Origin of the sequence: Pseudomonas eutrophicaquae (assembly GCF_023544715.1) — a bacterium.
Classification (GTDB): domain Bacteria; phylum Pseudomonadota; class Gammaproteobacteria; order Pseudomonadales; family Pseudomonadaceae; genus Geopseudomonas.
The window spans coordinates 127,535-141,817 of sequence record NZ_JAMJEZ010000001.1; the positions used below are offsets into that span (position 1 = coordinate 127,535).

A 14,283-nucleotide genomic window follows, 5' to 3' on the forward strand; every position below is an offset into this window, starting at 1 on the left:
CAACATGAACAAGAGCGCACGAGGGCTGCTGCGCACGTCAGGGACGCGCCAGGGTGGCTTTGCGATCATCGAGTTCACGCTGTGCATTCCCGTGCTGCTGCTGTTGCTGCTGGCTGTGGGTGAGGTGGGGCGGCTGTTGTCCCACTACAACGTGCTGCTGCAGAGCAGCCGCGATGCAGCAGGGTATGCCGCGCGCCATGTCACCGATCCGGTGACCCGCAATATAAATCTGGATCGCATCCAGCCGGTGGTCAGCAACCTGGCGGTGTATGGCTCACCCGCAGCACTGACCGAGCCTCTGCTGCCGGGTCTGGCGACGGACGCCGTCGAGGTGGTGGCAGAGGGTGACGAGCATGTGCGGGTCACAATCCGCTACACCTTCCGCCCGGCGATTCGCCAGGCGCTGCCCGGCCTGTTCGGTGAGCCTATTGCGCTGGACATTGAGCTGGTCGCCAGCACTGTGATGAGGGCTTTGTGATGAACAGGCAGCGGGCACAAGGAATCTATGTTGTCGAGTTTGCCATCGTCGGGGCGGTGCTGTTGATCGTGCTGTTTGCCGTGCTCGAGATGGGGCGTCTGCTCTATACCGTCAACGTGCTCAACGAATCGGTAAGGCGCGGAGCGCGTCTGGCAGCGGTGTGCTATATCCATGATGAGACCATTTTGCGACGAGCGGTATTTGCTGAAGCTGGCAGCACGGAGAGCCGTCTGATCAGTCAGCTCGATACCGGGCAACTCACCTTGCGCTATCTCGATGAGCAGGGCGTGGAAGTCGGCGTACCGGATACCCCGGATGGATACTTGCAGATCCGCTTCGTTGAGGTCTCGCTCAGTGGCTTTGAATTCAATCTGCTGATTCCCTTTATCGGGGGAACCATCGAACTGCAGACCTTCCGCGCCATCCTGCCGCGCGAGAGTCTCGGGCGCTATCCGGAAGGGACGGAGAACACACCATGCTGAAACCCAAGGAATCAACGGCTACAGGGAGCGCTGCCTGTCGTCTGCATATCAGCAGTGAAGATCCCCAGTACCTGCGGCGCCTGCAAACCGTCTGTGAGGGTGTGTCGGGGCTGCAGGTCAGTGCGAGCCTGAGTGACGAGCAGCACTGCGATCCGCTGCGCGGTGTCGATCCGCGGCCGGATATTCTTATGCTCCATGTCGGCAGCCACGGCCGCGAAGCACTGGCGGCCCTGCTGCAACTGCGCCCGAGCGAGCGTCCGGCGTTGCTGGTGGTCGGCGCGCTGGATGGCGCGGACAGCACGCGGCTGGCCATGCAGGCGGGGGCGCGCGATCTTTTGCCTGACACGCTGGATGATCAGGAGTTGCGCGCCGCCGTGCAGCGTATTCAGCGCGAGTACAGCAGCCGGGAAGGCGGGCGCGGCCAGCTGGTGGCGGTCATCAATGCCAAGGGTGGTTCAGGAGCGACCCTGATTGCTGCCAACCTGGCCCACCAACTGAGCTTGGATGCCAAGGTGCTGCTGCTGGATCTGGACCTGCAATTTGGTAGCGCCGCGCATTACCTGGATGTCACGCCCACCCACAGTCATGTCGAGGTGCTGCAGCAGAGCCATGATCTGGATGGCGTCGCGCTGACCGGATTCTGCGCCCGTTACAGCGACAATTTGTACCTGCTCGGTGGGCGTGCCCACGAATGGTACCTGCCCTTTGATGTGGAAGCCGAGCAGCTGGAAACACTGCTCACACTGGCGCGGCAGACTTTTGATTTTGTCGTGGTCGATCTGCCGCGGCATATTGATCACCTCAGCAGCACCACGCTGGAGCAGGCCGATCAGGTATTGATGGTGCTGGAGCAGAGCGTCAGCCACCTGCGGGACGCCACCCGTCTGCTGGGCATCCTGCGTGATGACATCGGGGTTCAGGAGAACCGGCTGATCAAGCTGATCAACCGCTACAGCAAGGCCGCGCCGGTGACCCTTGAGGATATCGAGGAAGCACTGCCGGTCGGCACGCTGATGACCCTGCCCAATGACTTCAAAGTGGTCAGCGAGAGTCAGAACGCCGGGATTCCGTTGAGAATCAATGCGCCCCATGCGCCGATTACGCTGGCCCTGGTCAAGCTGGCCCACCATCTGCACGGCGAGCGTCCTGACCATCACCAAGGTCTGCTGGCGCGCACCGTAGGCCGTCTGTTCGGGAGACGCGATCATGCTTGATGAACTGCGCAACCGTCTGCGTCACCGGGTGGCGCAGAGCAATCCGGCGCCTCTCAAGGTGCGCGACGGCGGGCAAGAGAGTGCTCCAGCCCCGGCCGTTGAGCCGCAATCTTGGGAGAATGCCGCCCCGCTGGAGATCTACAGCACCCGTACTCGGCTCAATCAGCTGGAAGGCGAGTGGCGGGATCGTATTTATGAGCAGCTGCTCAAGGTGATGGATCTGTCACTGCTCGACAGCCTGGAGCGCGAGGAGGCCATCCGGCAGATTCAGGAAGTGTGCCAGCGCCTGCTCAACGAGAACGCTGTGCCGGTGAGCATGGCCAGCCGCCAGCTGATCGTGAAACAGGTCACGGATGAGGTGCTGGGGCTGGGGCCACTGGAGCCGCTGCTGTGCGACCCAACGGTTTCCGACATCCTGGTCAATGGCGCCAAGGCGGTGTATGTCGAGCGCTTTGGCAAGCTGCAGAAGACCGACGTGCAGTTTCGTGACGACACGCATCTGCTGAATATCATCGACCGGATTGTTTCAAGCCTTGGGCGGCGCATTGATGAGTCGTCACCCTTGGTCGATGCGCGCCTCAAGGATGGCTCGCGGGTCAACGCGATCATCCCGCCGCTGGCCATTGACGGGCCGAGCCTGTCGATCCGCCGCTTTTCGGTCGATCTGCTCAACTCCGATAGCCTGGTCGAGCGCGGCACCCTGACGCCCTCGATCGCCATGGTGCTCAAGGCGGTGGTACGCGGGCGGATGAACGTGCTGATTTCCGGTGGTACCGGTACCGGTAAGACCACCATGCTCAACGTGATGTCCAGCTTCATTCCCCATAATGAGCGCATCGTGACCATCGAGGACTCGGCCGAGCTGCAACTGCAGCAGCCCCATGTGGTGCGCCTGGAGACCCGCCCGCCGAACATCGAGGGCAAGGGGGGCGTCAACCAGCGCGAGCTGGTGCGCAACAGTCTGCGGATGCGCCCTGACCGCATTGTGGTCGGGGAGGTGCGTGGTACCGAGGCGCTGGACATGCTGGCGGCCATGAACACGGGGCATGACGGCTCGCTGACCACCATTCACGCCAACTCGCCCCGTGATGCGCTGAACCGGATTGAAAACATGGTGGCGATGACCGGGGCAACCTTCCCGATCAAGGCGCTGCGCCAGCAGATCGCGTCGGCCATCCATGTGGTGGTCCAGCTGGAGCGTCAGGAGGACGGCAAGCGTCGCCTGGTCAGCGTGCAGGAGATCAACGGCATGGAAGGCGATGTCATCACCATGACGGAAATCTTCTGCTTCGAGCGCCGGGGTATCGGCGAGCGCGGCGAGGTGCTGGGGGATTACAAGCCGACCGGCATGGTGCCAGCCTTCCGCGAGAAGCTGCTCAAGCGCGGCATTGATCTGCCGCTGACGCTGTTCCGTCCGGAGTGGATGGAGGAGAAATCCTCATGAACCAGATCCCGCTCGAGTTGATCCTGGTCTTTTTTGGCATGGTCTTTCTGTCGGTGTTCCTGCTCAGCCAGGGCGCGGTGGTGCCGGCGTTCAGTGAGGCGGGTCAGGTACGCAAGCGGATTCACCAGCGTATCAAGCACTTGGAGCAGGTCACCAATCAGCCGAGTCTGCAGGTGGTGCTGCGCGAGAAGTACCTGCGCCGCCTGTCACCCCTTGAAGCCTTGCTGGAGCGGCTTCCGGGCATGGAGGCGCTGGGCCAGATGATCGAGCAGGGCGGGCATGATTACCGGGCTTACCGTGTTGTGCTGCTGGGGCTGGGCCTGGGGCTGACGGCGGCTGTTGTCAGTGCCTGGTTACTGGGTATGTGGTGGGTTTCGTTGCTGCTGTGCCTGGTGTTGTTCTGGCTGCCGATCCTCAAGCTGTCTCAGGATCGTGCCAAGCGCTTTGATGCCTTTGAAGAGGGGCTGCCCGATGCACTGGATGCCATCGTGCGCGCCCTGCGTGCCGGCCACCCCTTTGGGGAGGCCCTGCGCCTGGTTGCCGAGGAGCAGAAAGGCGTGGTGGCGGACGAGTTCGGCATGACCTTCGCGGACATCAACTACGGTAATGATGTGCGCCGCGCCATGCTGGGGCTCCTGGAGCGTATGCCCAGCATGACGGTGATGATGCTGGTGACTTCGATCCTGCTGCACCGGGAGACCGGCGGCAACCTGACCGAGATTCTCGAGCGTCTGAGCACCCTGATCCGGGCGCGTTTTCGTTTCCAGCGCAAGGTGCGCACCCTGTCGGCTGAGGGGCGGCTGTCGGCCTGGCTGCTGGTTGCCATCCCGTTTGTGCTGGTGATGATCATGTCGATCACCTCGCCAGAGTACCTGCCGATGCTGGTCAATGAGCCGGCCGGGCAAAAAATGGTCATGGCGGCGTTTGTCCTGATGTTGCTGGGCATTTTCTGGATCAGGAAGGTCATCCGCATTCAGGTGTGAGACGGTGACGAAGGAGCAAGCCCATGGAAAGTCTGCTGAAGTTGCTGCAAGACCTGCTGGCTGACCCACAACAGGCCCGCCTGTTGTTTCTGGCGGTGCTGGGTTGTGGCGTGGCGTTGCTGGTGGCCACTGTCGGCATGGTAGTGATCAATCTGCGCAGCCCGGTCAAGCGGCGTATTGAGTCGGTGAAAGGGCGGGGCCGCGACGCTGGCGCGGCTGCCGGTGGTGGGCTGGAGGGCGCCCTGCAGCAGATGGGCGCACGCTTTGTGCATCCTGAGAATACCGACAGCCAATCGCTGCGCATGCGTTTGCTGCACGCGGGGTTTCGCAGCCCCAACGCCTTGCAGGTGTTCTGGGCGGCTCGCTTGTCGCTGATGGCGGTACTGGTGGGGCTGGCGCTGCTGGCCATCCCGCTGGTTGAAGCGCTCAATGCGACCTTCGAGATCTTGCTGCTGGTGAGTGCGGCGGGGCTGGGCTGGCTGGTTCCGGCGATCTATCTGGACAATCAGCGTAATACGCGCATGGATTCCCTGCGGGCTGCCTTCCCCGATGCGCTGGACCTTTTGGTCGTGTGCGTGGAGTCGGGGTTGTCGCTGCCACAGTCGATTGATCGGGTAGCCGATGAGATGCAGGTCAGTCACGGTGATCTGGCCGAGGAGCTGGCGCTGGTCAATGCCGAGGTGCGGGCCGGGGTCAGTTCACCCGATGCGCTGCGGCACCTGGCCGAGCGTACCGGGCTTGAGGATGTGCGCGGTCTGGTCAGCCTGCTCTCGCAAAGTATCCGCTTTGGCACCAGTATCGCTGACACACTGCGCATCTACGCCGACGAGTTCCGTGACCGGCGCACCCAGGCCGCGGAGGAGCAGGCCGCCAAGGTCGGCACCAAGCTGATCTTTCCACTAATCTTGTGCCTGTGGCCGAGTTTCTTTGTGGTGGTGATCGGGCCGGCTGCACTCGGTGTGCTCAAGGTGTTCGGGAGAATGTGATATGTACAGAATCGCAATGCTGGCAGTAGCCATCACGGTGCTGGGCGGGTGTCAGTCCGGCGGTGGCGTGGCGAACACACGCAGCAATCTTTATGACGGCGATCGTTCTGTACTCTACGAGGTGGGCAAGAAGGGCGGGAGTGCCGATCAGGCCATGGCGATGGCCGCTGCGGCCTATCGGGCTGGCGACCGTGATCAGGCGCTCTTTCAATACTTGCGCGCCAGCGAGCTGGATCCCAAGCGTGCCGAGGCGCTGATCTGGGTGGCCCGTATTCACCGCGAGCGCAGCAACTATGCGCTGGCCCGCATGGCGCTGGACGATGTTCTGGAGCGTGATCCGCAGCAACTGGCCGCCCTGAGCGAGCTGGGTACCCTGCAGATCGCGCAGCGCCAGTACGAGCAGGCTACGGAAACCCTGATGCAGGCGCTGCGGGTGGATCAGCAGCGTCTGAAAACACCCGCAGAGGAGCCACCACGGGTCGATGACCGCTCCCCAATGCGGCTGTACAACGGGCTGGGCGTGTTGGCGGATCTGCGCAACGATTTCTCCACCGCAGAGCGTTATTACCGTCTGGCGCTGCAAGTCAGCCCGCAGTCGGCGCTGGCCGCCAACAGCCTTGGCTATTCACGTTATCTGGCCGGTGACTGGGAGGGTGCCTATCAGGCCTATCGCCAGGCGCTGGGGGCCGATGCAGCCTACAAACCCGCGTGGCGTAACTATGGCCTGCTGCTGGCGCGCATGGGTCGCTATGAAGAGGCGCTGTCGGCCTTTGAACAGGTCGGGGCGCGCGCCGAGGCGAGCAATGATGTCGGTTATGTCTGCCTGATCGAGGGTAAGCTGAGTGAAGCGGAGCGGTTCTTCCGTGCCGCAATCGATCTGGCGCCGGCGCATTACGAGGTAGCGGCACAGAATCTGCGCCGCGTGCAGCAGGTGCGCAATCTGCGCAGCCGCGGTGGTGATGCCCGCACTCTGCAGGGGCCGCTGGTCAGCGTGCCGGCGGCCGAAGCAGGCCTGTTGCCGGTACGTCAGCCACAGCCTTGAACCGCTTCAGTCCGCGCTCTGCGTGGCAGGTGATGGCGTGGAAGCGCTCTGCTGCGCCGTATTCTGGCGGTATTCACTGGGGCTGCAGCCAAAGAACTGGCGAAAGCAGCGGGTGAAATACGAGGGGTCACGGAAGCCCAGCAGGTAGCCGACCCCTGAGATAGCCACATTGCTGTTGAGCAGCAGATCGCGCGCGGCCTGCATGCGTTTTTCCTTGAGATAATCCTGAAAGCCGATGCCGCACCACTGCTTGAACAGGCGGCTGAAGCGGCTGGGGGACATGCCGCACAGTTGCGCCAGATAGGCCTCGCTGATCGGTTGGCGGTAATGCGTGTCGATGTACTTCAGTGCGGCCTGGAGCGGTCTGGGAGATGGCTGACGGCTCAGGCGGATGGTTTCAGGCAGCGGCGGGGTTCGCTGCAGGCGGGCACGTTTGCTGCTGGAGCCGGGGTTGCGCGGCTGACACAGGGCGTTCAGCGCCTCCAGATAGCGCCGCTGCTCATGGTCGCTGAGCGGCAGGGTCAAGTAGTCCCACACCCCGGCGCGAAAGGCCCAGACGGCCAGCTCTTCCGAGTGCTGCACCGTGAGCATGGTGATGGGCAAGTGCGGAAAGCGCTGGCGGATTTCCACCAGCCGGTTGAGGCCGGCCGCATCGGGCGCGTCGAATTGCAGGCACAGCATGTCGGCATCCGGCAGGCTTGCCAGCGGGCTCTGGCGAGCGTCCAGGGGGTAGGTCTGTACGGTGCAGTGTGCGCTGAACAGCTGCTGGGCAACGCCCGCGTGACCGCTGGTGGTCAGGTCGATCCACAGCAGGTGAGGCGGGTGGGGGGCATCGTTCGTTGCTGCGTGCATGTATCGCTCCTGAGGCACTGAACTGCTTTCAGTGAAGATCAGGCGGAGCGTTCATGCCACCGGCGGTGAAGGGGGTGTGCGATCCTTAACGAAAAAGGGGCTGGCTGCGTAGCGCAACCAGCCCCTTTTCAGAGCAGGGTGTGGATCAGACCACGCCCTGGGCCAGCATGGCGTCGGCAACCTTGACGAAGCCGGCGATGTTGGCGCCCTTCACATAGTTGATGCGGCCGTTTTCTTCACCGTAGGTGACGCAGGCCTGGTGGATGTTCTGCATGATGCTGTGCAGCTTGGCATCCACTTCGCCATCGGTCCACAGCAGGCGCATGGCGTTCTGGCTCATTTCCAGGCCGGAAACTGCCACGCCACCGGCATTCGAAGCCTTGCCCGGGGCATAGAGGATGCCTTCCTCGATGAACAGATCGACCGCCTCGAGGGTGGACGGCATGTTGGCGCCTTCAGCCACGCAGAAGCAGCCGTTCTTCATCAGGGTGCGGGCGTCGTCGGCATCCAGCTCATTCTGGGTGGCGCACGGCAGGGCGACATCGCACGCCAGGCCCCACGGACGCTGACCGGCCAGGAACTGGGCACCGAAGGTGGTGGCCATTTCCTCGATACGACCACGGCGCACGTTCTTCAGGTCCATCAGGAAGTCGAACTGCTCCTTGGTCAGACCGTTCTCGAAGTAGACGGTACCGGTGGAGTCGGACAGCGAGATCACCTTGCCACCCAGTTCCATGACCTTGAGGGCGGCGTACTGGGCGACGTTGCCCGAACCGGAGATCGTCACGCGCTTGCCGTCGAAGCTCTCCTTGCGGGACTTGAGCATTTCTTCGGCGAAGTACACGCAGCCATAACCAGTGGCTTCTGGACGGATCAGGCTGCCGCCGTAGCTCATGCCCTTGCCGGTCAGCACCGAGGTGAACTCGTTGGCGAGGCGCTTGTACTGGCCATACATGAAGCCGATCTCGCGGGCGCCGACGCCGATGTCGCCGGCCGGTACGTCCAGGTCAGCGCCGATGTGGCGGTATAGCTCGCTCATGAACGACTGGCAGAAGCGCATGACTTCAGCATCGCTCTTGCCCTTGGGATCGAAGTCGGAACCGCCCTTGCCGCCGCCCATGGGCAGGGAGGTCAGGGAATTCTTGAACACCTGCTCGAAGGCGAGGAACTTCAGCACGCTGAGGTTTACCGACGGATGGAAGCGCAGGCCGCCCTTGTACGGGCCGATGGCGCTGTTCATCTGGATGCGGAAGCCACGGTTGACCTGCACCTTGCCCTGATCGTCGACCCACGGTACCCGGAACATGATCACGCGCTCAGGCTCGACAATACGCTCGATGATGCCGGCCTGCATGTAGCGCGGGTTGGCTTCAAGGAACGGCCAGAGGCTGCGCACGACTTCTTCCACGGCCTGGTGGAACTCGGGCTGGTTGGGATCGCGCTGCTTGATCTGCGCGAGGAAAGCGTCAAGGGTCAGGGACATTGGAATGCCTCGAAGGTCTTATTGCGATGAAGTCGTTGCCGAATCCCGGCGTGCGGCGAAATTTAGCAGGTCTTGCCTGCATTGCGATAGTGCAGGGTGACGCTTTGATGAAACTTTTTGGTGCTTTTATGTAAGTTTGTGCCGTGCCGGTGGTCGCAATGCGATGTGTCTGTACATTTTTTGCACGACTTTGGGGCTTTTCAGTGCAATGGTTTGGTGCGCGTGCCGCTTAGGAGTCCTGCTTGGCGCGATCAGCTTCCAGGTGCGCCTGGCTGCAGTACCAGTGCGGCGCGCTGCCCAGTGCCTCTTCGCGCGGCACGTGCAGCCCACAGTGCTGGCAGCGCACCATCGGCTCAGCCTGGGTGGGCGGCGCGGGGCGGCGCGGCGGCCGGTTGCGCAGCCGCCGCCATAACCAGGTGAGCAGAAGGGCAAGGGCAAATAGCAGCAGCAGGCGGGCCATGGCCGGGTTCCTGTTTGGTCGATCAGTGAGGTGCCCGGCGGTTGGTTGTTGGCCGGGTCGGGGGGTGAGTGTAGCCAGTGGCCAAAGCGTCGCCCAGCAGGGCCGGCACGTTGTTTGCGTGTAGGGCCTTGCGGGACAATGCTCAGTCTCGTGGCTCGCCTGCCAGTGCAGGGGCCGTCAGCCTTTTGAGGATAGCGCCGATCATGAATTCCACCCTGAGGGTCGTCCTGGCCCAGCTCAACCTGCGCGTTGGTGATATCCACGGCAATCTCGAGCGGATCATTACCGCCGCTCACGAGGCCCGCGAGCGCTGGCAGGCCGATTTGGTCCTGTTCCCGGAGCTGTCGCTGTGTGGCTATCCACCGGAGGATCTGCTGCTGCGCGACAGCATGCAGCGGCGGATCGAGGCGGCGCTGGCGCGCCTGTGTGCTGAGGTGCGCGGCATCCGGCTGCTGGTCGGTTTTCCGTGGGTTGAGCAGGGGTGCCGTTACAACGCCTGCGCGCTGATCGAGGATGGCGAAATGCGGGCGCGCTACTTTAAGCAGTGCCTGCCCAACTATCAGGTCTTCGATGAGAAGCGCTACTTCGAGCCGGGGAATACGCCCTGTGTGGTGGAGGTGGCCGGTGTGCCGGTGGCGCTGGGGATCTGTGAGGATCTCTGGCATCCCGGTCCGATGGCGGCAGCGCGTGCGGCCGGCGCGCGGCTGATGCTGAGTCTGCATGCCTCGCCATTTCACCGGGGCAAGCAGCTCGAGCGTGAGGCGGTGCTGGCGGCACGCGCCCGTGAGGGTGATATGCCGATCCTCTATGTCAATCAGGTCGGCGCCCAGGATGAGCTGGTGTTTGACGGCGGCTCGTGTGTGATCGCTGCGGATGGCAGCCTGTGCCAGCGCGCACCGGCCTATGAGGAGGGGCTGTTTCTCGCTGAGCTGAATGTCGAGGCGCAGACGCTGCAGCCGCAGGTGGCGGCCTGTGCAGCGCTGGCCAGTGATGAGGCCAGCGTCTATGGCGCGCTGGTGCTGGGGGTGCGTGACTATGTGCAGAAAAACGGCTTCAAGGGGGTGGTGCTCGGTCTTTCCGGAGGAGTTGATTCAGCGCTGACGTTGGCCATCGCCGTGGACGCCCTGGGCGCCGAGTACGTCGAGGCGGTGATGATGCCCTACCGCTATACCGCGCAGATCAGTCTGGAGGATGCCGAGGCGGAGGCGCGCACCCTGGGCGTGAGCTATCAGGTGCTGCCGATTGCACCGATGGTCGAGGCCTTCATGGGTACCCTGGCGCCGGTTTTTGCCGGGCTGGGGCGCGATACCACCGAGGAGAATCTGCAGGCGCGTTGCCGTGGCACCCTGCTGATGGCGATCTCCAACAAAAAGGGCTATCTGGTGCTGACCACCGGGAACAAGAGCGAGGTGGCAGTCGGTTATTGCACGCTGTATGGCGACATGGCCGGTGGCTTCGATGTGCTCAAAGACGTGCCCAAGACCCTGGTATTCCGCCTCTGCGAGTACCGCAACAGCCTGAACGGCGAGGTGATTCCACAGCGGGTCATCGACCGGCCGCCATCGGCTGAGCTGGCGCCGGATCAGAAGGATGAGGACTCGCTGGCGCCTTATCCGGTACTCGATGAGATCCTGCGTCTGTATGTCGAGGAGGATCAGTCTGCCGAGGCCATCACCGCGCAGGGATTTGACGCGGCGACGGTGCGCAGGATTCTGCGGCTGGTCGATCTCAACGAATACAAGCGCCGCCAGGCCGCCATCGGCCCGCGGATTACCCAGCGCGGTTTTGGTCGTGATCGCCGCTACCCGATCACCTCACACTGGCCGATCGGCGACTGAGCAGCGGGCGGGCATGAAAAAGGGGAGGCTCTGGCGAGTCTCCCCTTTTGTGTCAGTCTGGCCGGCTCAGTCGAACAGGCCAAAGCTCAGCCGGCTCCACCAGGAGCGCGAAGGGCTGGGCGCTTCCGCTTCCGCCTGTGGGGTGTCCAGATCTCTGGGCAGTTCATCAAGGGCGTTGCGGTACAGGCGCTCCATGTCTTGGCTCGCGCGTGTCTCACCCGGCGGCAGCGGCGCTTCGCTCTCCAGCAGGCCCAAGGTGGCCTGGCTCAGCCAGGAGCGGGTATCGGCCTCCTGCTCGCTGGGGACGAACTCGCCGCTTTCCAGCGAGGGGTGCTCGGGGTGGTTGAGCTTGAGGGTAGCCAGGCTGCGAGCGGCCGGCTCCTCAAGGCCGGTGCGCAAATAGGCTTCGGTCATGATCGCCAGGCCATCGGCCACCGCGGGGGTCTGCTGGAAGTTTTCCACCACATAACGGCCACGGTTGGCGGCGGCGACATAGGCCTCGCGCTTGAGGTAGTAGCGGGCGACGTGGACTTCGTAGGCGGCCAGCAGGTTGCGCAGGTAGATCATCCGCGCCTTGGCGTCCGGGGCATAGCGGCTGGCGGGGTAGCGGGACACCAGCTGGGCGAACTCGTTGAACGAGTCACGCGCCGCGCCCGGATCACGCTTGGTCATATCCAGTGGCAGGAAGCGCGCCAGCAGGCCGCGATCCCGGTCGAAGGAGGCCAGGCCCTTCATGTACCAGGCGTAGTCGGCGTTCGGGTGCTGGGGGTGCAGGCGGATGAAGCGCTCAGCGGCGGCGCGTGCCGCCTCCGGCTCCTGATTCTTGTAGTAGGCATAGCTCAGCTCAAGCTGCGCCTGCTCGGCATAGCGGCCGAAGGGATAGCGTGACTCCAGCGCCTTGAGGGTATCGACGGCCAGGGTATAGCTGCGGTTGTCAAGGTGTGTCTGTGCCTGACGGTACAGCTCGGTCTCGCTCAGCGACTCGTCGATGGGCTGTTTGGAGGAGCAGGCGGCGGTCAGGGCGAGGGTGGCAATCAGCAGCAGGTGTTTCACTTGCATGGCGCGTGGATTCCCTGGGGCCGGGTGCGTGGCAGGGGCCGGCCTGTTATGATGGGCGCCCCGGATTTTCCGGGGAAAATTTCGCCGTATTTAACCACAAGCCGTTAGCCGAAACCAAAGCTGTCCGGCCCTCCTGCGATGCCCTCCATGCCCGAAATCATCCAACTCAACGCTCAGGTGCCTTCCGAACTGGGCGGGCAGCGTCTCGACCAGGTGGCCGCCCAGCTGTTCCCCGAACATTCACGCTCGCGCCTGGCCGGCTGGATCAAGGAAGGCCGCCTGACGGTCAATGGCGCTGTGCTGCGCCCGCGCGACATCGTCTACGGTGGCGCCTGCCTGGCGCTGGAGGCCGAGCGCGAGGCGCAGGTCGAATTCAAGGCCCAGGACATCGCCCTGGAGATCGTCTATGAAGACGAGCACCTGCTGGTGATCGACAAGCCGGCCGGGCTGGTGGTGCATCCTGCGGCCGGTCACGCCGATGGCACCCTGCTCAATGCCCTGCTGCACCACGCCCCGCAGCTGGCCAGCGTGCCGCGTGCCGGTATCGTCCACCGTCTGGACAAGGACACCACCGGCCTGATGGTGGTGGCCAAGACTCTCGAGGCCCATACCCAGCTGGTGGCGCAGCTGCAGGCGCGTTCTGTCAGCCGGGTCTATGAGGCCATCGTGCTGGGCGTGGTGATCGCCGGCGGTACGGTCAACGAGCCGATCGGCCGGCACTCCCAGCAGCGTCAGAAAATGGCGGTGACGGCGGGTGGCAAGCCTGCGGTCAGTCATTACCGGGTGCTGGAGCGCTTCCGGGCCCACACCCATGTGCGGGTCAAGCTGGAGACCGGGCGCACTCACCAGATCCGTGTGCATATGTCGCACATCCACTTCCCGCTGGTCGGTGATCCGGTGTACGGCGGGCGTTTCCGCATTCCGCCGGCGGCCAATCCGGTGCTGGTCGATGCCCTGCGGCATTTCCCGCGTCAGGCGCTGCATGCCCGCTTCCTTGAGCTTGAGCATCCTGCCACGGGCGAGCGGATGGGCTGGGAATCGCCGCTGCCGGATGATTTTGTCGAGCTGCTCAATCTCTTGCGCGGTGATCGTGAGGCGTTTATCGGATGAGCCTTAGCCTGGACGACCTACTGATCCCCGACTGGCCAGCGCCAGCCCGGGTGCGTGCCGTGGTCACCACGCGCGCCGGTGGTGTCAGCCAGGCGCCCTTTGCGACCCTCAATCTGGGCGAGCATGTCGGGGATGATCCACAGGCGGTGGCTGAGAACCGCCGGCGTCTGCAGGCGTTGCTGGGCTGTCAGCCGGCGTGGCTCAATCAGGTGCATGGCGTGGCCGTGGTCGAAGCTGACCCGGCCCGGGTGCTGGAAGCGGATGCCAGCTGGAGCGCGGCGCCCGGGGTGGCCTGTACCATCCTGACCGCCGACTGCCTGCCGGTCCTTTTCTGCAACCTGGCCGCTACGCGGGTGGCGGCGGCGCATGCCGGCTGGCGCGGTCTGGCGGCGGGGGTGCTGGAGCGCACGGTGGCGGCGCTGGAGTGTCCGGCGGATCGGGTGCTGGCCTGGCTTGGGCCGGCCATCGGCCCGCAGGCCTTCGAGGTCGGTGCTGAGGTGCGTGATGCCTTTGTCAGTCAGCATGCCGAGGCCGCTGCAGCCTTTGTACACAGCGCCCATCCCGGGCGCTTTATGGCCGATCTGTACCGGCTAGCGCGTATCCGACTGGCGGCGATCGGTGTCGAGGCTGTCTACGGTGGAGGGCGCTGCACCTACGGCGAAGCCGAGCGTTTCTATTCTTACCGCCGCGAGCCGCGCACCGGGCGGCTGGCCAGCCTGATCTGGCTGGAGCCCGTGTATTCCTGAGCCGTCAGGGTTGATCCGCGTCAAGGCGGCGCCCCTTGAATCGCCTGTAATTGTCCGCATCTATCCTGTAAGCCACCTTACCAGGCGCGCTGGCGACTCCGCCGGG

General features: G+C 63.8%; 14 protein-coding genes. 10 read left to right on the forward strand and 4 right to left on the reverse strand.

Annotated features, from left to right (window positions below; genetic code table 11):
- The first annotated feature begins 4 nt into the window (after positions 1–4).
- From MXC11_RS00605 to MXC11_RS00635, 7 genes are read left to right on the forward strand one after another with little or no spacing between them, the layout of a single operon-like run.
- Positions 5–478, forward strand: a complete 474-nt coding sequence (locus MXC11_RS00605; protein WP_250003862.1) for a TadE/TadG family type IV pilus assembly protein — start codon at positions 5–7, stop codon at positions 476–478.
- Positions 478–960, forward strand: coding sequence for a TadE/TadG family type IV pilus assembly protein (locus tag MXC11_RS00610; RefSeq protein WP_250003864.1), 483 nt, complete (start codon positions 478–480; stop codon positions 958–960). Before MXC11_RS00605 ends, MXC11_RS00610 begins: the two co-directional genes overlap by 1 nt.
- A complete protein-coding gene (locus MXC11_RS00615) occupies positions 954–2,174 on the forward strand; it encodes an AAA family ATPase (protein WP_250003866.1) in 1,221 nt (406 codons plus the stop codon). Before MXC11_RS00610 ends, MXC11_RS00615 begins: the two co-directional genes overlap by 7 nt.
- Positions 2,167–3,618: a CpaF family protein gene (locus tag MXC11_RS00620; RefSeq protein WP_250003868.1), complete on the forward strand. Its 1,452-nt coding sequence runs from the start codon at positions 2,167–2,169 to the stop codon at positions 3,616–3,618. Before MXC11_RS00615 ends, MXC11_RS00620 begins: the two co-directional genes overlap by 8 nt.
- Positions 3,615–4,601, forward strand: coding sequence for a type II secretion system F family protein (locus MXC11_RS00625; RefSeq protein WP_250003870.1), 987 nt, complete (start codon positions 3,615–3,617; stop codon positions 4,599–4,601). The genes MXC11_RS00620 and MXC11_RS00625 overlap by 4 nt, the downstream gene beginning before the upstream one ends.
- A 23-nt stretch (positions 4,602–4,624) precedes the next feature.
- Positions 4,625–5,587 (forward strand): type II secretion system F family protein, encoded by a 963-nt coding sequence (locus MXC11_RS00630; protein ID WP_250003872.1) that lies wholly within the window; start codon positions 4,625–4,627, stop codon positions 5,585–5,587.
- Between the two features lies 1 nt (position 5,588).
- Positions 5,589–6,629: a tetratricopeptide repeat protein gene (locus tag MXC11_RS00635; protein ID WP_250003873.1), complete on the forward strand. Its 1,041-nt coding sequence runs from the start codon at positions 5,589–5,591 to the stop codon at positions 6,627–6,629.
- Between the two features lie 6 nt (positions 6,630–6,635).
- Here MXC11_RS00635 and MXC11_RS00640 read toward each other — a convergent pair whose 3' ends face one another.
- The 3 genes from MXC11_RS00640 to MXC11_RS00650 form a co-directional block, all read right to left on the reverse strand.
- Positions 6,636–7,481 carry a response regulator transcription factor gene (locus MXC11_RS00640; RefSeq protein WP_250003876.1) on the reverse strand — a complete coding sequence of 282 codons (846 nt, stop codon included), beginning with the start codon at positions 7,479–7,481 and terminating at the stop codon, positions 6,636–6,638.
- Positions 7,482–7,626: 145 nt separating this feature from the next.
- Positions 7,627–8,964: an NADP-specific glutamate dehydrogenase gene (gene gdhA / locus MXC11_RS00645; RefSeq protein ID WP_250003878.1), complete on the reverse strand. Its 1,338-nt coding sequence runs from the start codon at positions 8,962–8,964 to the stop codon at positions 7,627–7,629.
- Positions 8,965–9,193: 229 nt separating this feature from the next.
- Positions 9,194–9,424, reverse strand: coding sequence for a PP0621 family protein (locus tag MXC11_RS00650; RefSeq protein ID WP_250003880.1), 231 nt, complete (start codon positions 9,422–9,424; stop codon positions 9,194–9,196).
- 203 nt (positions 9,425–9,627) lie between these two features.
- Between MXC11_RS00650 and MXC11_RS00655 the strand changes: the two genes are divergently transcribed.
- On the forward strand, positions 9,628–11,262 hold the full coding sequence (locus MXC11_RS00655) for an NAD+ synthase (RefSeq protein WP_250003882.1): 1,635 nt from the start codon (positions 9,628–9,630) through the stop codon (positions 11,260–11,262).
- Between the two features lie 66 nt (positions 11,263–11,328).
- Here the strand turns inward: MXC11_RS00655 and MXC11_RS00660 are convergent, their stop codons facing one another.
- The gene (locus MXC11_RS00660) at positions 11,329–12,321 is read right to left on the reverse strand and encodes an outer membrane protein assembly factor BamD (RefSeq protein WP_250003884.1); all 993 of its coding nucleotides are present in this window, start codon (positions 12,319–12,321) and stop codon (positions 11,329–11,331) included.
- Between the two features lie 147 nt (positions 12,322–12,468).
- Here MXC11_RS00660 and rluD point away from each other — a divergent pair, with 147 nt between their 5' ends.
- Entirely contained in the window at positions 12,469–13,431 is a 963-nt protein-coding gene (gene rluD / locus MXC11_RS00665; protein ID WP_250003886.1) for a 23S rRNA pseudouridine(1911/1915/1917) synthase RluD, read from the forward strand.
- Positions 13,428–14,177 (forward strand): peptidoglycan editing factor PgeF, encoded by a 750-nt coding sequence (gene pgeF / locus MXC11_RS00670; protein WP_462938081.1) that lies wholly within the window; start codon positions 13,428–13,430, stop codon positions 14,175–14,177. The genes rluD and pgeF overlap by 4 nt, the downstream gene beginning before the upstream one ends.
- The last annotated feature ends 106 nt before the right edge of the window (positions 14,178–14,283 follow it).